General features: G+C 59.9%; 16 protein-coding genes and 2 tRNA genes. 8 read left to right on the forward strand and 10 right to left on the reverse strand.

Going from position 1 to position 18152, the window contains the following annotated elements; genetic code table 11:
- Window positions 1-24: 24 nt before the first annotated feature.
- From GRI58_RS07220 to tkt, 4 genes are read right to left on the reverse strand one after another with little or no spacing between them, the layout of a single operon-like run.
- On the reverse strand, window positions 25-483 hold the full coding sequence (locus tag GRI58_RS07220) for a PaaI family thioesterase (RefSeq protein WP_160752902.1): 459 nt from the start codon (window positions 481-483) through the stop codon (window positions 25-27).
- 13 nt (window positions 484-496) lie between these two features.
- The gene (locus tag GRI58_RS07225) at window positions 497-1699 is read right to left on the reverse strand and encodes a phosphoglycerate kinase (protein WP_160752903.1); all 1203 of its coding nucleotides are present in this window, start codon (window positions 1697-1699) and stop codon (window positions 497-499) included.
- Window positions 1700-1710: 11 nt separating this feature from the next.
- Complete coding sequence (gap, locus tag GRI58_RS07230; protein ID WP_160752904.1) at window positions 1711-2718, reverse strand: type I glyceraldehyde-3-phosphate dehydrogenase; 1008 nt, start codon at window positions 2716-2718, stop codon at window positions 1711-1713.
- A 15-nt stretch (window positions 2719-2733) separates the two neighbouring features.
- Complete coding sequence (gene tkt, locus GRI58_RS07235) at window positions 2734-4707, reverse strand: transketolase (protein WP_160752905.1); 1974 nt, start codon at window positions 4705-4707, stop codon at window positions 2734-2736.
- Window positions 4708-4875: 168 nt separating this feature from the next.
- On the opposite strand from tkt, the gene GRI58_RS07240 reads away from it, so the two are divergent.
- The 4 genes from GRI58_RS07240 (at window position 4876) to GRI58_RS07260 (ending at window position 6400) form a co-directional block, all read left to right on the forward strand.
- Window positions 4876-5073, forward strand: coding sequence for a hypothetical protein (locus GRI58_RS07240; protein ID WP_160752906.1), 198 nt, complete (start codon window positions 4876-4878; stop codon window positions 5071-5073).
- Complete coding sequence (locus GRI58_RS07245) at window positions 5070-5381, forward strand: cell division protein ZapA (protein ID WP_160752907.1); 312 nt, start codon at window positions 5070-5072, stop codon at window positions 5379-5381. The genes GRI58_RS07240 and GRI58_RS07245 overlap by 4 nt, the downstream gene beginning before the upstream one ends.
- 228 nt (window positions 5382-5609) lie before the next feature.
- Window positions 5610-6188 carry a 5-formyltetrahydrofolate cyclo-ligase gene (locus GRI58_RS07255; protein WP_337190910.1) on the forward strand — a complete coding sequence of 193 codons (579 nt, stop codon included), beginning with the start codon at window positions 5610-5612 and terminating at the stop codon, window positions 6186-6188.
- Window positions 6185-6400, forward strand: a complete 216-nt coding sequence (locus tag GRI58_RS07260) for a DUF2842 domain-containing protein (RefSeq protein ID WP_160752908.1) — start codon at window positions 6185-6187, stop codon at window positions 6398-6400. The genes GRI58_RS07255 and GRI58_RS07260 overlap by 4 nt, the downstream gene beginning before the upstream one ends.
- A 58-nt stretch (window positions 6401-6458) precedes the next feature.
- Here the strand turns inward: GRI58_RS07260 and GRI58_RS07265 are convergent.
- From GRI58_RS07265 to thyA, 5 genes are all read right to left on the reverse strand, one after another.
- Window positions 6459-6535, reverse strand: a tRNA-Asp gene (locus GRI58_RS07265).
- 473 nt (window positions 6536-7008) lie between these two features.
- Window positions 7009-8337, reverse strand: a complete 1329-nt coding sequence (locus GRI58_RS07270; RefSeq protein WP_160752909.1) for a dihydrolipoamide acetyltransferase family protein — start codon at window positions 8335-8337, stop codon at window positions 7009-7011.
- A 7-nt stretch (window positions 8338-8344) separates the two neighbouring features.
- Window positions 8345-9391, reverse strand: a complete 1047-nt coding sequence (locus GRI58_RS07275; protein ID WP_160752910.1) for an alpha-ketoacid dehydrogenase subunit beta — start codon at window positions 9389-9391, stop codon at window positions 8345-8347.
- An 8-nt stretch (window positions 9392-9399) separates the two neighbouring features.
- Complete coding sequence (locus GRI58_RS07280) at window positions 9400-10701, reverse strand: 3-methyl-2-oxobutanoate dehydrogenase (2-methylpropanoyl-transferring) subunit alpha (RefSeq protein WP_160752911.1); 1302 nt, start codon at window positions 10699-10701, stop codon at window positions 9400-9402.
- Window positions 10702-10799: 98 nt separating this feature from the next.
- Window positions 10800-11756, reverse strand: a complete 957-nt coding sequence (thyA, locus tag GRI58_RS07285; RefSeq protein ID WP_160752912.1) for a thymidylate synthase — start codon at window positions 11754-11756, stop codon at window positions 10800-10802.
- Between the two features lie 113 nt (window positions 11757-11869).
- On the opposite strand from thyA, the gene GRI58_RS07290 reads away from it, so the two are divergent.
- From GRI58_RS07290 to GRI58_RS07305, 4 genes are all read left to right on the forward strand, one after another.
- A tRNA-Pro gene (locus GRI58_RS07290) sits at window positions 11870-11946 on the forward strand.
- 166 nt (window positions 11947-12112) lie between these two features.
- Window positions 12113-13708 (forward strand): tryptophan halogenase family protein, encoded by a 1596-nt coding sequence (locus GRI58_RS07295; protein WP_160752913.1) that lies wholly within the window; start codon window positions 12113-12115, stop codon window positions 13706-13708.
- A gap of 196 nt (window positions 13709-13904) precedes the next feature.
- Window positions 13905-16871, forward strand: a complete 2967-nt coding sequence (locus tag GRI58_RS07300; RefSeq protein ID WP_160752914.1) for a TonB-dependent receptor — start codon at window positions 13905-13907, stop codon at window positions 16869-16871.
- A 134-nt stretch (window positions 16872-17005) separates the two neighbouring features.
- Entirely contained in the window at window positions 17006-17686 is a 681-nt protein-coding gene (locus GRI58_RS07305) for a DUF6445 family protein (protein ID WP_160752915.1), read from the forward strand.
- A 283-nt stretch (window positions 17687-17969) separates the two neighbouring features.
- Here GRI58_RS07305 and GRI58_RS15645 read toward each other — a convergent pair.
- Window positions 17970-18152, reverse strand: a 183-nt coding sequence (locus GRI58_RS15645) for a hypothetical protein (protein ID WP_237452162.1), incomplete at its 5' end; no start/stop codon positions are given.

The raw sequence follows: 18152 nt of genomic DNA on the forward strand, positions 1-18152 counted from the left end.
CCTCGAAACTGGACGATAATTATCTCAATTCTTGCGTGAAATCTTGCGAATGATGCCGGTGAAACTCAAGACCGGCTTGCCATCGGCGGTGACCAATCCGCGCGCATAGACCGTCTTGCCGCCTGCCCGAGTGACCTCCCCGCGCGCTTCCACCAGCTGGCCTTCGCGTACCGAATCGAGGAAATCGGCCGACAGGTTCATCGTCACACCCTGCCCGCCGTCCATGCTTTGCTTGCCGATGGTAAACAGCGCCGAATCGGCAAAGGTCATGAGGCAACCGCCGTGCATGAACCCGTTACCGTTCATGTGGCGCGCCTCTGCACGAAAGGCGGTTACGGGATCGCCATTCTCGTCGATCTTTTCGTAAAACGGACCTGCACGTTGCTCGAAAGCATCGCCGCGCCACGTCGACCATCCGGCAAACTCTCCCTCCTCGACCGGCATGAGGCCACCGGTGGCGCCAACCGCTTCATTCTCGCTCATGATACGGGCCGATTCAGTTCGTAAGTGCCGCGACACCGGGCAATTCCTTGCCCTCCATCCATTCGAGGAACGCACCGCCAGCAGTTGAAATATAGGTAAAATCCTGCGTGACGCCAGCCTGCGCCAGAGCCGCAACCGTATCTCCACCACCGGCGACCGATGTCAGCGAACCATCCTGCGTCAGCGCCGCCGCCGTTTTGGCAAGGGCAACGGTCGCCGTATCGAAAGGCGGCGTTTCGAAGGCGCCCAAGGGGCCGTTCCACACCAGCGTGCGACAAGTCTTGAGCACATCGGCAAGCGCTTCGGTCGCTTGCGGTCCGATGTCGAGAATCATCTCATCGTCGGCCACCTCATGCACATTGCAGGTCCGAGCAGAAGGCGGGTTGGCAGCGAACTCCTTTGCTACCACCACGTCATAAGGGAGATGCACCGTGCAGCCCGCGTGATCCGCCTCATCCATGATGCGGTTGGCGGTCTCGGTCAGGTCGTGTTCGCACAGGCTCTTGCCGACATCGACCCCGCGCGCGGCGAGGAAGGTGTTGGCCATGCCGCCGCCGATGATGAGATGCTGAACCTTGGTGACGAGGTGGGTCAGCACATCGAGCTTGCTCGAAACCTTGGCCCCCCCGACCACGGCGGCGACCGGAGTTTCCGGATTGCCGAGAGCGGAGTCGAGCGCCTTAAGTTCAGCTTCCATCGCCCGTCCAGCATAGGCAGGCAGGACATGCGCCAGCCCCTCGGTCGAGGCATGGGCGCGGTGGGCTGCAGAAAACGCATCGTTGACGTAGAAGTCGCCGACCGCCGCAATTCCCTTGGCGAAATCGGGATCGTTGGCTTCCTCGCCCGGCCAGAAGCGGACGTTATCGAGCAGGCCGATGTCGCCATCGCCAAGGATGCCGACGGCCTGTTCGACTACTGGGCCCATGACCTCGGGAATGAACATGATCTCTCGGTCGAGCACGCGTTCGGCATCGCCCTGCACCATGCTCGTGCTCATGGTCGAATGGCGCTGTCCCTTGGGCCGACCGAAATGGGCGAGCAGCAGCACCTTGGCGCCGCGCCCGCTCAATTCGAGGATGGTCGGCTTGACCGCTTCCACCCGTGTGACATCGGACGCCCGCCCTTCCTGCATCGGAAGGTTGAGGTCGACGCGCACGAGAGCGACCTTCCCGGAAAGATCCTGCGGAAGATCGTCGAGAGTTTTGAAAGCAGCCACGCAAATATCCCTTACAACAGGCCTGCCATCACGCCGGCGGTATCGATCATACGGTTGGAGAAGCCCCATTCGTTATCATACCAGCTGACCACCCGGCCCAGCTTGCCTTCGAGCACCGCGGTTTCGAGGCTGTCGACCGTCGAGCTTGCCGGATAATGGTTGAAGTCGGAGCTGACGAGCGGTTGATCGGTAAAGTCGAGTACGCCCTTCATCTTGCCCTCGGCCGCCGCCTTCAGCGCGGCGTTCAACTCTTCTGCCGTGGTGTCACGACCGGGTGTAAAGACGAGGTCGATCAGGCTGACATTCGGGGTCGGCACGCGGACCGATGATCCGTCCAGCTTGCCCTTCAATTCGGGCAGCACCAGTCCGACCGCGCGCGCGGCGCCGGTGGTGGTGGGGATCATGTTCTGCGCACCAGCGCGGGCGCGGCGCAGGTCCTTGTGGATCTGGTCGAGCATCCGCTGGTCGTTGGTGTAGGAGTGGATCGTGGTCATGAAACCACGCTCAATCCCGACAGTGTCCTGCAATACCTTCGCCACCGGAGCGAGGCAGTTGGTGGTGCAGCTGGCGTTAGAGACGATATCGTCCTCTGCCGTCAGCGTGTCCTGATTGACGCCGAACACGATGGTCTTGGAAACGCCCGTCGCAGGTGCAGAGATCAATACCTTCTTGGCGCCGGCGGCAAGATGCGGCCGCGCCGCCTCGTCGGACTGGAAAAAGCCGGTGCATTCGAGCACGATGTCGATGCCATTCGCCTTATGCGGTAGCTTGCCGGGATCGCGCTCTGCAGTCACATGGATGTGCTTGCCATCTACGACGAGGTCGTTGCCGTCGGTTTCGACCGTGCCGGGATAGCGGCCATGCGTGCTGTCGAAACCGAACAGCAGGGCATTTGACTTGGTGTCAGCCAGATCGTTGATCGAGACCAGTTCGAGATCGTGATCGTTCCGCTCGAGAATAGCGCGAGCGACGAGCCGGCCGATACGCCCGAAACCATTGATCGCAACTTTCGTCGCCATGAGAATTTCTCCTGATTAGCTCTTGATACGGTTTAGAATTTTCGGAACGATAGCGTCCACTGTGAAGCCGAATTTGTCGAACAATGCCTCTGCCGGGGCCGATGCTCCGAACCGGTCGAGGCCGATCTGAATGCCATCGCTGCCAGTATAGCGTTCCCAGCCCAATGTCGCGCCCGCCTCGATCGAGACTTTCAGCGCATCTTCCGGGAGAAGCTCTGTTTTGTAGCCGACGGATTGAGCGTCAAACAGTTCCATCGCGGGCATCGACACCACATCCGTACCGATCCCCTGGCCTTCCAGAACATCGGCAACATTGCAGGCCAGTTCGACTTCCGAGCCGGTCGCAATCAGCACCACCTGCCGCGCCGCCTTGGCCGAACGCAAGCGATAGGCGCCCTTCGCGCTCAGCATCTCGCCATCGTGGCGTAATTGCGGGAGGTTCTGGCGGCTCAGCGCGAGGACCGATGGGGTGTCCTTGTCCTGAAGCGCAAGGTTCCAGCATTCCGCCGTCTCGATGATGTCGCAAGGACGAAACACGTTGAGGTTGGGGATCAACCGCAGGCTCATCACCTGCTCCACCGGCTGATGGGTCGGTCCATCCTCGCCCAGGCCGATGCTGTCATGGGTGAAGACATAAATCACGCGTTGTTGTTGCAACGCGGACAGGCGCACCGCGTTGCGGCAATAATCGCTGAAAATCAGGAAGGTGCCGCCGTAAGGGATCACCCCGCCATGCAGCGCCATGCCATTCATCGCCGCCGCCATGCCGAATTCGCGAATGCCGTAATAGACATAGCGTCCGGAATAATCCTCGGCCGTCAATGGTGTGGTGGCTTTCGTCTTGGTGTTGTTCGATCCGGTGAGATCGGCCGAGCCGCCAACCATTTCCGGCACCAGAGGGGTCAACACGTCGAGCGCCATTTCCGACGCCTTGCGGGTGGCGACCTTCTTGTCTTCGCCCAGCCAGTCGGCAAAGACCTTGCCCGCGTCATAACCAGCAGGAAGATCGCCAGCCATGCGCCGGGTAAATTCGGCCTTGTGCGGTGATGCGTCGAGCCGCGCCTGCCAATCCGAATGCGCAGACTTCCCGCTCTCGCCGAGCGAGCGCCAGTCGGACAGGATATCCGCCGGGATTTCGAAAGGCGCGGCCTTCCAGCCCAATTCCTCGCGTGCTGCTGCAACTTCGTCTGGCCCTAGGGCTGCGCCGTGCGTCGCGCTGGTGCCCTGCTTGTTCGGCGCGCCCTTGCCGATGATCGTCCGGCACGCGACCAGCGAAGGCCGCGCATCATCTTGCGCCTCGCTCAGCGCGCGGCGAATGTCTGCAAAATCATGACCATCGCACCGCACGACATGCCATCCGGCGGCACGATAGCGTGCCTCGACATCCTCGCTGGTCGATAGGTCGGTCGCCCCATCGATGGTGATGCGATTGTCATCCCAAAGCACGTTGAGCCGCCCGAGTTTGAGGTGACCAGCAAGCCCGATCGCCTCGTGATTGATGCCCTCCATCAGGCACCCGTCGCCCGCGATCACCCACGTCTTGTGGTCGACCAGATCGTCGGAGAATTCGGCGTTGAGGTGACGCTCGGCAATCGCCATGCCAACCGCCATCGCCAGCCCCTGTCCCAACGGGCCGGTCGTGCTCTCCACCCCGTCGATCAGGAAGTTTTCGGGATGTCCGGCGCATGGGCTGCCAAGCTGGCGGAATTTGCGGATGTCGCCGATGGTGGGCGACGCATAGCCGGACAGATGAAGCAGGCTGTAAATCAGCATTGAGCCGTGCCCGGCGCTCAACACAAAACGATCGCGATCCGGCCAATGCGGGTCAGCGGGATCGAAGCTGAGGAATTCGCTCCATAGCACGGTCGCGACATCGGCCATGCCCATTGGCATTCCGGGGTGGCCGGAGTTGGCAGCCTGGACCGCATCCATGGAAAGCGCACGTATGGCATTGGCCATCGGTGCAAGGCGGGCGGAATCAAGCGTCATGTGGTCGTGGTCTCCCGAGTGCAGGGGCGGCGATTCGGCGCGCGCGAAGCCTTGGCGCATGGCCCTTGTAACGGTCAAGCCGCAGCAACCCACGCCTGTGGCGAGGAGATTTATCAACAGGCAAAGGCAAATCTTTGCCTGTGCGCCGTAATCGGCTAATATCCGGCGATGGAAGAGGGGTCTGAAAACCAGACGATCAAGCGGATAGAGGCGGCTTTGGCCCGCATCGACCGTGCCAGCGAGCGTATCGCGGCGTCGACCTGCGCGAGCGATGCGCCCCGACTTCCACAGGATGCAGCTATGCGACGCAAGGTCGAACAAGCTATGTCCGAACTCGATATCCTGATCGCGGAGCTCGAAAGGTGAGCGAAATCACCCTTGTCGTCGGCGGGCGCAATTTCCCGATCTCCTGCGAGGATGGCCAGGAAGACCACGTTCGCAAGCTGGCCGAAATCGTCGACCGCAAGCTTCGACAGATTGGCGGAAACCTGGCGTCCGGCGACGCCAAGAACATGCTGTTTGCCGCCCTGTTTCTGGCCGATGAACTGGAAGAGGCCCGTAAAGCAGGCAAAGGCGCGACAATCGGCGATGAAGCATCGACCACGCTGGAAGAAATCGCCGAAACGCTCGAACGCACCGCAACACTGCTTGAGGAGCGGGCCACAAGCTCCTAGATAGGTCGTCGGCGGGACTGCCCGGCACGAGCTATATGAATATCCCTGAGGCTATAAGCAATCCAAGGGAGCTGTCCCTGCCCTGGGGCGCCGGTTCGTCCGGTAAACCGGGGTAAACGGCGCCCACCTGACGTTGAGGCGTCAGAGGATTTCACGGCAACGACCCATGGTGGTTCCGCCACTTCCATGCGCCAGCCTCGCCAAGGCTGATCCCAACGCGACAGGAGAATGATGGACACGAAATCGCAGCTTCGCGAGCGACTGCGCCAGGAACGTCGCGAGCATGTCTCCGCCCTGCCCAATGCCATGCGCGGGCTTGTGTTTCATCGCCCCCCTGCTCCCTTGCTCGACCTTGTACCGACCGACGCCGTCATCGGCCTCTACCGTGCGACTGCGCACGAAGCTCCGACAAGCGCCTACGCCAAGTTCTTTCAGGAAAACGGGTATTCGCTGGCATTGCCGCGTTTTGCCGGACGTAACGCCGCGATGGAATTCGCGGAGTTCTTCGATCCATGGGACGAGAGCGATTGCGAGGTCGGGCCATTCGGTTTGATGCAGCCCCGCTCCGATGCGGCCAGCATGACCCCTGCTGTCGTGATTGCCCCCCTGCTCGGCTTCACGGACTCAGGCGACAGATTGGGCCAAGGCGGTGGACATTACGATCGCTGGCTCGCCGATCATCCCGGTACAACAGTGATCGGGCTTGCATGGGACGTACAGCGCGTCGATTCACTGCCGGTGGAGGACCACGACATGACAATGTGCGCCATTGTCACCCCTACCCGTTTCTACGGCCCGTTCGCATGAGGACGGAGCCAACGCTGCGTATTCCACTTGGGATATTGGCGCTTCTGGTGGTGCTGGTGGTCTACGGACTGCTGGTCGCCAATCTCGTGGCACCGCTGATCGAAAGCTGGCCCACACTGGCCAAGACGGTGGTCTATCTGGTGCTGGGCGTAATCTGGCTGCTGCCTCTCAGGCGCTTCCTCATCTGGATGGAAACAGGACGCTGGAGCTGAGCGCAAAAGCGCAGTCGCCGGAAAGCGAAATCATCTAGATTTCAGGAAAATCCCCAAGTGGCGCGAGTGACGGGGCTCGAACCCGCGACCTTCGGCGTGACAGGCCGACACTCTAACCAACTGAGCTACACCCGCGCAGCCACTTGGGAGCCGCGCCACTACGGGCTGGGCGCAGGGCTGTCAATGCCCCGATTGCGCCTTTTTCGGACTATCGCATCGCGCTTTCGCTAAGGCACGTTTTCACCCCAAATTAACGCATTGTTGAGATTTCAGGAGGACGATCAGTGTGGGCAAACCGGGGGGTTCGTCATGCGTTTTGTATTACTCGCTGCTTCATTGGCATTGCTGACTTGCGGTGGCCTTGCGGCACAATCCGCAATCGCCATTTCGCAATCCGCCAGGGTGGGCGATAAACTCGCGGCAGGGGGGGCCAGCCAGCGGTTTGCTGACCTTTCACTCAATCGTTCCGAGTTTATGCTGACATCCGCTACAGCGCGGCGAAGCGGTCCTCGCGGACAGGTTGCAGCCAAGGAATTCTGAATAGGGATCGACCCGCGGATCCGTGGGCATGCCCCCCCTCCCATCGGGAACGGGTCAGTATAAAGTGATCAGCCGACCAGCAAAAGCGCCGGGCTCTCGATCAATCGCTTCAATGCCTGCACGAAGCTTGCCGCATCCCAGCCGTCGACGACCCGATGGTCGCAGCTGATCGACATATTCATCAGCTTGCGCTTCTCGATGCGCTCACCGCCCATGCCATCGGGCACGAACATCGGCCGCTCGACGATGCGGTTAGGACCGATGATCGCGACCTCCGGCCGATTGATGACCGGAGTGGTCGCTACACCGCCAAGCGGCCCGAGCGACGTGACAGTCAACGTCGAGCCGGACAATTCCTCACTCTTTGCCTTGCCGGTCCGCGCCGCATCGGCAAGCCGACCGATTTCGCGCGCCAATTGCCACAGGTTCTGGCTCTGAGCGTTGCGAATGACCGGCACCATCAGACCAGAATCGGTCTGTGTCGCCATGCCCAGATGCACTGCCCCGTGACGCGTCACCACGCCCGCATCGTCGTCGAAGCGCGCATTGATCATCGGGAAATCAGGCAGCGTCTTGCAGATCGCAGTAATGATCAGCGGCAGCAGCGTCAGCTTGGGCCGATCGCCGCGATTGGCGTTGAGCTGCGCACGCGCCGCCTCAAGCTCGGTGACGTCGATTTCCTCGACATAAGAGAAATGGGGAATGTTGCGCTTGGAGGCAGCCATGTTCTCGGCGATGCGGCGACGCATACCGATGACCTTGACCTGCTCGTCCGAACGCGCAGATCCTGCTGCTGAAAAGCCGCCATTGTAGGACAGGAAGGCGTCCAGATCGGAATGGCGAACGCGGCCATCCGCCGCAGGACTCACCTCGGCCAGATCGATACCCAGATCCTTGGCCCGCTTGCGCACTGCCGGGCTGGCCAGAACCTTGGCTGCGGAAACCGCTGCCGGTGCAGGCGTGGTGCCAGGATTGGGAGTGGCTGCGGGTGCTGGCGAAGGGTCGGCGGCCATCGCGTCATCCGCGTCGCTCGCATCGGAATTTTCAACTTCTATCCGTTCTTCGACCGATTCGGACTTAGGCGCCGGAGCCTCATCATCGTGACTGGCCGCGATGGCTTCGTTCGCTTCCTGATGAACGTCGTCTGGAACCTCGCCTTCCGTCTCGATCACCACCAGCATCGAACCGATGGCAATCTGGTCGCCAACTTCGCCCGCCACTTCGAGCACAGTGCCCGAAACCGGGCTTTCCATCTCGACCGTGGCCTTGTCGGTCATCATGTCGGCGATCTGCTGGTCTTCCTCGACCCGATCTCCGGGCTTCACATGCCAGTTGACGATCTCTGCCTCGGCGATGCCTTCGCCAATATCGGGGAGGTTGAAGGTGAATTTGCCCATGGGTCGATTACTCGCTCAAAATCTTGTCGATGGCCTCGCCGATGCGGACGGGGCCGGGGAAAAAGGCCCATTCGAGGCTGTGCGGATAAGGCGTGTCGAAGCCGGTCACGCGTTCGACCGGGGCCTCAAGGTGATAGAAACAGCGCTCGGTAACCAGCGCGGACAACTCGGCTCCGAACCCGGCTGTGCGGGTCGCCTCATGCACGATGAGGCATTTTCCCGTTTTCTTCACAGAGTTTTCCACCGTCTCGATGTCGATCGGCACGAGTGTACGCAAATCGATGACGTCGGCTTCCACGCCCTTGGTGCGGCATACGGATTCGACCACGTGAACCATGGTGCCATAGGCCAGGATTGTCAGTTGATCACCCTCGGTCACATAGCGCGCCTTGCCCAACGGGATGCGGTAATGGCCTTCAGGAACAATGCTGTCCTTATGCTTCTTCCACGGCTCGACCGGCTTGTCGTAATAACCGCTGAAGGGGCCGTTATAAATCCGCTTGGGCTCGAAGAAGATCACCGGATCGTTATCCTCGATCGCAGAGATCAACAGTCCCTTGGCGTCATAGGGTGTCGCCGGGATGACCGTCTTGAGGCCCGACACGTGGGCAAAGATGGCTTCCGGACTCTGGCTGTGCGTCTGGCCGCCGAAAATGCCGCCGCCAAACGGGCTGCGCACCGTCATCGGCGCGATGAACTCGCCAGCCGAACGATAGCGCAAACGCGCCGCTTCGCTGATCAGCTGGTCCAGGCCGGGATAGATGTAATCGGCGAACTGGATTTCCGGGACGGGCCTGAGGCCATAAGCTCCCATCCCTACTGCCACGCCGATGATCCCGCATTCGGATATCGGCGTATCGAACACGCGGGTCTTGCCGAATTTCTCCTGCAACCCGGCGGTGGCGCGGAACACCCCGCCGAAATAGCCGACGTCCTCGCCCATCACGATCACATCGGGATCGCGGTCGAGCATGATACCCAGCGCATCGTTGATCGCCTCGATCATGTTGAGACGGCGTTCGGCAGGAGCGTCCACCGCGGTCTCCTTCTGCATCGCCTCGCTCACAGCTTTAGCCCTCCGGGAAACTTGATTTCGCGTTCCTTGATCGCCTGCTCGGCCTGCTCCTTCAGGTGCCAGGGCAACTCCTCGAACACGTCCTCGAACATGGTGCGGAACGGATGGTGGAGACCATGGCCGAGGATGCCGTTCGCCTCGGCCTGCTTGGTTGTCTCGCGGACCTTCTCAGCGGCCTTGCGATCCATCTCATCCTGCCGCTCCTCGTCCCATTCGCCCAGAGCTATGAGGTGGTTCTTGAGCCGCATCACCGGATCACCGAGCGGCCATTCGGTGCGTTCCTGCGCACTGCGATAGCCGGTCGGGTCGTCGGATGTGGAATGGCCTTCGGCGCGATAGGTGAAGAACTCGATCAGCGTCGGCCCGGCGTTGGCGCGGGCGCGATTGGCGGCCCAACGTTCGGCGGCATAGCAGGCGAGCGCGTCATTCCCGTCGACCCGCAGCCCCGCAAGGCCATAGCCCAGCGCGCGCGCAGCGAAAGTCGTGCGTTCCGCCCCGGCAAAGCCCGAAAAGCTGGAGATCGCCCACTGGTTATTGACCACGTTGAGGATCACTGGCGCGTTATAAACGGCCGCAAAAGTGCAGGCCGAGTGGAAGTCGCCCTCGGCAGTACTGCCCTCGCCCACCCAGGTCGCGGCAATACGGCTGTCACCCTTGATTGCGCTCGCCATCGCCCAGCCGACCGCTTGCGGGGTCTGCGTCGCAAGGTTGCCACTGATCGAGAAAAAGCTGTGATCACGGCTCGAATACATGATCGGCAGCTGGCGGCCCTTCAGCTTGTCGCCCTTGTTCGAGTAGATCTGGTTGATCATCTCGATCAGCGGATAGCCGCGCTGGATCAGAATGCCCTGCTGGCGATAGCTGGGGAACACCATGTCATCGGCTGCCAGGGCCATGGAGGACGCGATGCTGGTCGCTTCCTCGCCGGTGCACTTCATATAGAAGCTGGTCTTGCCTTGGCGCTGGCCGCGGAACATGCGCTCGTCGAACGCCCGGGTCAGCGCCATGTGGCCGAGCATTGCCCTGAGCGTTTCAGGATCGAGCTTGGGGTCCCACGGACCGTGCGCCTTGTTGTCCTCGCCCAGCACACGCACAAGTCCGAAAGCGAGCTCGTGCATATCCTTGGGATCACAAGCCTCGTCGGGACGCGGCTGTCCACCGGCTTCTCCAATATCTAGGTCTGAATAATCGACCGAATCGCCTGGGCGATACTTCGGTTCAGGAACATGCAGCGCAAGAGCAGGCTTGTTCGAGCCTGCTTGCGACCGAGTGTCGGGCCTATCGGCCATGTATCTCTCCCCAAAACGGGTGTTATGCAAATTTTGCGTGGCTTGGTTATTTTATTTCAATGATACCACACGGTCAAGCGAGCTCCCAAACTCGCCGATCACACGGCCACGGGAGCCTTGATCGGCGGGTGCGGCGTATAACCCTCCACCGCGAAATCCTCGACTCGATAATCGAAGATGGACGAGGGCTGCCTTAAGATTTCAAGGCGCGGGCGCCCTTGTGGTTCCCGCGCCAGCTGTTTCTCGATCAAATGTGCATGATTGAGGTAGAGATGCGTGTCCCCGCCCATCCAAACCAGCTCGCCAGGTTCCAGCTCGGTTTGCTGCGACAGCATCCGCTGCAACAGCGCTGCCGACCACAGGTTGAACGGCAGGCCGAGCGCGACATCACAGCTCCGCTGGTAGAGCACGCAGTTCAAACGACCGTCCGCGACATGGAATTGATAGGTCTTGTGACACGGCGGCAGCGCCATGCGATCTAGCTCGGCGACATTCCAGCCTTCGATTATGTGCCGGCGACTGCCCGGATTTTGGCGTAAGGATTGCACCACTTCGGCGACCTGGTTGATCCCCGGCCCCCTCTCGTAAAGCCCGTCCTTGCGATAGCGATAGGTTGGCCAATCTACCCACTGCTTGCCATACACCGGCCCAAGATCGCCCCATCGCTCCGCGAAATCCTCGTCCGCGGCAATCCGTTCGACGAATTGGTCCAGCGACAATCCATCCCCAGTTTCGCGGACATAGCGAGCATGCGGCCACTCGTTCCATATCTTCACGCCCTGCAGCACCAGCGGGCGGATATTCGTCTCGCCAGTCAGGAACCACAGCAATTCGCGCGTCGCGGTCTTCCAATATATCCGCTTGGTGGTGATCAGCGGCATCGCCGCGTCCGCCAGATCGAAACGCAACATCGTCCCCATGACCGACCGAGTGCCGATCCCGGTTCGATCGACCCGCTCGCTTCCTCGCGTCCACACCTGCTTCATCAGCGCAAGATATTGCTCTTCAGGATGGTGATAGTCGAAAGAATCGACTGAAGATCGGGCGGTGGCCATAGCGATCTCCTAGAACGCAAAAACGTCGCTTGCCACCCCGGCGCTCGCTCCCTATAGGCACGCGCCTTGCCTCGACCCGCATAGCCTTCAATGGTCAGCGGGGCCGATCCGGTCGGGGAGTAGCTCAGCCTGGTAGAGCACTGTCTTCGGGAGGCAGGGGCCGGAGGTTCGAATCCTCTCTCCCCGACCACTTTAAGCCTGAAAACCATGGCAGCTCGCTGCACCGCACGACGCTGGTGTGGGCGAAGAATACGCCCGAAGGCGCGATTTCAGCGCCACGCAACGCACGTTCTTTGCCGAACGCTCGACATCGCCATGAAACCGGTTACGCTGATGTGCCGAGGAGAGCCTTCGCCATGGGTGCGGACACGAAGCAAGCGGATTTCACAATCACCATAGCTGGCGGCGGCACGGCCGGCTGGATGACCGCAGCGCTCATCTCGCGGCTGTTCACGCGTGGTTACAAGGTGCGGCTCGTGGAATCTGACGCTATCGGCACGATCGGCGTGGGCGAGGCCACCATTCCTGCGATCCAGATCTACAACCAGATGGCGGGGATCGAAGAAGCGGAATTACTGCGGCACACGCAGGCCACCTACAAACTCGGCATCGAATTCGTGAACTGGCGCGAGATAGGCCATAGCTATATGCACGGGTTTGGCGGGGTAGGACAGGATCTCCTGTGGCTGCACACTCACCAATTTTTCCTCAAATACAAGGATAGCGCGCGTCTCGGCTCTTTCGACGACTATGCGTTCAACTGCGCGCTGGCGCGCCGGAACCGAATGGCATCCCCGGACAAGCGCAATCCTGCCCTCCCCGCTTACGACCTCGAATATGCCTATCATTTCGACGCGTCCCTATATGCGGCATTCCTGCGCAGACGCGCGGAAATGCAAGGGGTCGAGCGGATCGAAGGGCGGATCGTTTCGGTCGAACAGGACGGCGAAAGCGGGCACGTTACCCAGCTGACGCTTGAGGATGGCCGAAAAGTTGGCGGCGACCTGTTTATCGATTGCTCAGGAATACGCGGGCTGCTTATCGGTGGCGCCTTGGGCGTGGGATACGATGACTGGAGTAGTTGGTTGCCATGCGATCGCGCGCTGGCAGTGCCGTGTGAACCGGTCGAGGACCTGACGCCCTACACCCGCTCGACCGCCCATGGCGCAGGCTGGCAGTGGCGAATCGCCTTGCAGCATCGAATCGGCAACGGCATCGTTTATTCGAGCAGCCAGAAAAGTGACGACGAAGCAGCCGATGTTCTGCTGGCCAACCTTGACGGAAAACCGCTCAAGGATCCGTTGCCTGTCCGCTTTACTCCGGGTCGTCGACACAAGGCGTGGGAGAAGAATGTCGTAGCTATTGGGCTTTCCGCCGGGTTTCTCGAGCCACTCGAGTCGACTTCGATCCACCTTATCCAGACGGCAATCTTCCGCCTGATTGCGCTGTTTCCCAGGCGCACCTTCGACGCCGCGGACATTGACGAATACAATCGCCAGACGGCTTTCGAATACGAAGACGTGCGCGACTTCCTGATCGCCCACTACAAGGTGACCAAGCGCGAGGACACGCCTTTCTGGGCTTATTGCAAGCATATGGACGTCCCCGAGCCGCTCGCCGAAAGACTGGCGCTGTTTTCATCTTCAGGCCGCTTCTTCCAGCACGTAAAGGCGGAACTTTTCCGAGAGGAAAGCTGGGTGCAAGTGCTGATCGGACAAGGCATCGACGCCCGGGCGGATCCGATGATCGATCTGATCCCTGAACAGCAGGCGCTGGGTCATCTCAAGGACATTGCCGAGGTGATCGAAGACAATGCCGAGCGGATGGCCTCGCATCGCGACTATATCGCCGCACGCATAGGCAAACCGCCCGCGAAGATCTCCCCAGCCCAGCCCGTCGCTCGATCGCCAACACAGCCGCGCGTATCGAGTAGCGCCCGCTTCAATTTCTGAGGCATTTTCGCAACACCTGCCCAAATCCACCATCGTACAGGATTGTAACCGGTTACATTGACGGTTAAGGGCTGCTGAATATTCGCGACTCGCGGGGCTTACTGGCGGGTCGAAGGAGAGATGCTGTACAAGCCAGTGCAGCTTTACAGGGAGTGCGAATGCGATGAGGCAAGGGACTTCAGTGATCCGGCGTGGCTTGAACGGGAGTATTTCGGTCGCCGCAATGGCATGTGCGTTGGTACTGGCCAGTCCTGCACTAGCGCAGTCTAGCACGGCAGCGCTTGAGGGGCATGTCGATGGCGTCCCGGCGGGAACAGTTGTGACCGCCACCGATACGCACACCGGCCAGACGGTGACCGGCAAGGTCAATGCCAATGGCGACTACTCGATCCTGGGGCTGCGTCCGTCGGACTATGAAGTTCAGGTTCAGGGCAAACCGGCTCAGACTGCAACTCTGCTGGTGGGCCAGACGGTCGCAGTGGATTTTGTCGACACGGCCAACGCGATCGTCGTCACCGGTCATCGCAATTTGCAGGTCTTCCCGACCCAGACACTCTCGACCAATGTCACCACCGAGCAGATCGAGAACCTGCCTCAGAATTCACGCAACTTCCTGAGCTTCGCCAGCCTCGCGCCGGGCATCCAGCTGTCGAGCCCCTCGGGCGCCTCGCAAGTTCAGGCCGGAGCGGTCAGCCCCGACCAAACCAACGTCTTCATCGACGGTCTGAGCACCAAGAACCTGACCAACCATGGCGGCACGTTCGGGCAAAACTTCGGTCAGGGCGGCAACCCCTTCCCGCAGATCGCGATCCAGGAATACTCGATCGAAACGCAGAACTTCGGCGCCGAAACGGGCGATGCAGGAAGCGCGGTCATCAACGCCATCACCAAGACCGGCGGCAACAAGTTCCACGGCAGTGCTTTCCTCGAATACCAGCCGGGTTCGTTCATCGAACAACCGCATTTTGCAACGGGTCCAAAGGGCGAATACACCCGCTATCAGTTCGGCGCAGAACTGGGTGGTCCAATCATTCCGGACAAGCTGACGTTCTACATCGCTGGTGAAGGTGTGAGTGAGAACCTGCCCAGTAACACCGGGCAACTGCCGGTAACCAATCCGCCGCCGGCGACCGATCCCTATGCTTATGGCTACCCCACCAATGTCGCCAGTGCGATCAATGGCGTCGTCCACCCCTTCAACTTCCACCAGGGGCTCTATTTCGGCAAGCTCACTTACTATGCGACCAATGCCGACACGATAAACCTCTCGGCATATATCAGGCGCGAAACCAACCTTTCGGACATCGACACTAACGCGACCGAAAGCCACGCGCGTAACTTGCAGACCGACGTCACGAAATACCAGTTCAATTGGCAGCACCACGCGGGCAATTTCGTCAACTCGCTTAACCTTGCCTACAGCAATTCACATCAGTCCACCCCCTCCGTGGGCACGGGTCCAGAATACAATCTGACCAACCGCAATCTCGGAACCAACAACGATTTCAACGCTGGTCAGGGCGCAGAGCTCGGTGCGCACTTCTATGAACAGGGTGACTATCAGAAAACCTGGACGGTCAAGAATGATTCGACCCTGATTTCGGGCGACCATACGATCAAGTTCGGCGCCCGGGTAGCGTTCAACGATCTGGCCCGTACGGTGTCGAATGCATACAACGGTCGGTATTTCTTCGAAAATCCCGGCTCCGGCGTTGCGAACTTCGATCCGACGACAGCCATTCCCTATGGCGCGATCATCAATATCCAACCTTCCGATACGCTTGCCGCAAAGGACACGCAGATCGGCGCATATGTGCAGGATGAGTGGAAGCCAGACGAACATTGGACGTTCAACTATGGCCTGCGCTGGGACATGGAAACAAACGCCCACAACAACAATTACGTGACCCCCGCCTCGGTCGTCACAGCGCTGGCCAATTATCAGCCCTGGCAGGCCGCCGGGATCGACTATCGCGACTATGTTTCGACCGGCAGCGAGCGAAAGATCGAATGGGCGCAGTTCCAGCCGCGTCTGGGCTTTTCCTATGATGTCTATGGCGACCACGATCTGATCATCTTCGGTGGCGCCGGACGGTATTACGACCGCAGCCTGTTCCTCGAAGGTGTGATCGAATCGATCACAAACAGCAGCATTATCCCGCAGATATGCTTCAACTCTTCGGTCAACACCTGCGCAGCCGGCGTGGCACAGCTCACTTGGAACGAAGCCTATCGCGATCCCGCAGCGCTACGTGCCGCGGCAGAGCCTTTGGGCAATGCTGGCGGTACGATCGACGTGCTCAAGAACGACATGCCCGCACCCTTCTCCGATCAGTTCGATCTGGGTGTGCGCAAGCGGATCGGCAGCGTCAATTTCTCCGCCACGCTATCCTATGTTCGCTCGCACAACATCTTCGCGTTTGTGCGCGGGAACCGGATGCCCGATGGCAGTTACAGTGTGCAGGGCCCGGGCTATATTCAGGATAATTTCCCGGCAGACGGGCAACCTGCTCCCTACAGCCGGGTGGAAATCGGCGACAGCAGCGGCAAGGCCAACCTTTTCGCCTTGTACCTGAAAGTCGAAAAGCCCTTCACCAAGACATCGAAATGGGGCCTGACGTCATCACTGACGTTCCAGCGGGCGCGGACCAATTATGCCGGCCCTTCGCTGTACAACAACGATACAAACTACAATGAAGCCGAAATCGGCGCTTACGGCTGGGGTAACGTGTCGGGTGTTCCCTGGTACATGTGGAACACATCGGTGAACTATCGCGCACCGGCAGACTTCATCCTGTCCGGTACGCTCAACCTCAACAGCGGTCCGGCCTTCGGTCACATCATCTTCGGGCAGAACCCGGATGGTTCGCCGTCGCCCGCCGGCACGACTTATGCCAACTTCAACGGCGTTTACTATCCACGTAACGTCTTTGCCTACAAGCGGCTGGACCTGCGGATCGCCAAGAGCTTCACCATGCCGTGGGCTGGCGATCACAAGCTGACGGTGGACTTCGAAGTGTTCAACGTCTTCAACTGGTTAAATCGCAACTATTCCGCCTGGGGCGCCGGCTCCGGCCTCGCCCCTCCCGGAGTGCTCGATGGCGACGGCCAGGTTGGCAATGACCAGCGCCAATTCCAGGCCGGGATCAAGTACAAGTTCTGACCCGTCTTGCTCCCTTCGCGTCGCATTGGGATCATTGAACAAGCATTCTCAGGAGCAGATGACGTGATAAAGTCGCGCATCTGCTCCACAGTTTGCAATGACATAAATCCAACCGCATCTCCGCAGCTCGCCGGATGAAGCCCCAGCGCCTTTTGGTCGGCACCTCGCGAACGCCGGTCCTGATCGTCGATGAGACGGGTACCGATTGTCCCCGTATTCGCTCGATCGCCCGAAACTTGGGACCGTTTCCGTCTGCAACCAACAATTATCCAGGTCTTCGCCGCATCATCGACGAAACCGATGACACGGCCTGGGCCTATGTGCGCAGCTTGCTCGAAGCGATGACGCCGTTTCTCGGCGGTGCTTTCGACCTCGACGGGTTCGAATTGATCGAGGCGAGCTTTTCGCTGGTCACAACACCGAGTCACGAACTTTCGTCGGTCCAGCGCATGCCGCATTTCGATTCGGTCGAACCGGATTTTTACGCGGTGATGCAATATCTTGCGCCCTGCGAAGGCACGGCTTTCTATCGCCATCGTACAAGCGGCGTGGAAACGGTCACACCTGCAGAGGTTCACGATTTCATTGCTCAGGCAAGACACGACAGCCACTATGCGACCGCCGAGTATATTTACGGCGACACCGAATATTACGAAACGATCGCCCGGGTCGAGGGGCACGAAGGGCGGCTCGTCGCCTATCCCGGCAGGTTGCTTCACTCCGGACTGATTCCCGCCGATTTTGTCGGAAATGTCGATCCGGAACATGGCCGGTTGACATGCAATTTTTTCATCAGGAGCCGTCGCAATGATTAGGCTTCTCTGCAAGCCAGCCCTGGTCGCTTCTGTGGCAAGATTTCACCGATGCCGAGTATGGTCGGACCAGGAGAGGAGCGCGGGGGAATCTAGACTGGGCAAGTGCTGCCGGGACCATGGGATCCGGCGCTGTTTCGCGATGATGACGGGAAATGGTATCTCTATTGGGATTAATCCAACGCCTATCAAATCTTTGCCGACGAATTGCCCTATCCCTCGCAACCATCGCTTGAGTTGCGTGCTCTCGATGGTGCGCAAACGTATTCAGTTGCGATCGAAGCGTTCAATCGCAACGGTGTGTCTGGTCGAAGCCGGATTGTGCGGATAGTCGGTAAGTAAAGATACAAAACAGCGAGCGCCTGTCTGGAAAGGGGGCGCCTGCAATTGCAGAGAGGAAAAGCGCATGGCTTTGAGCCCGGATGTTGCCAGCAGCAGCGATGTGCGTCCTGAAGATGGCGAAGGTCAG

Source organism: Qipengyuania algicida (assembly GCF_009828025.1).
In the GTDB taxonomy this organism is placed as follows: Bacteria; Pseudomonadota; Alphaproteobacteria; order Sphingomonadales; family Sphingomonadaceae; genus Qipengyuania; species Qipengyuania algicida.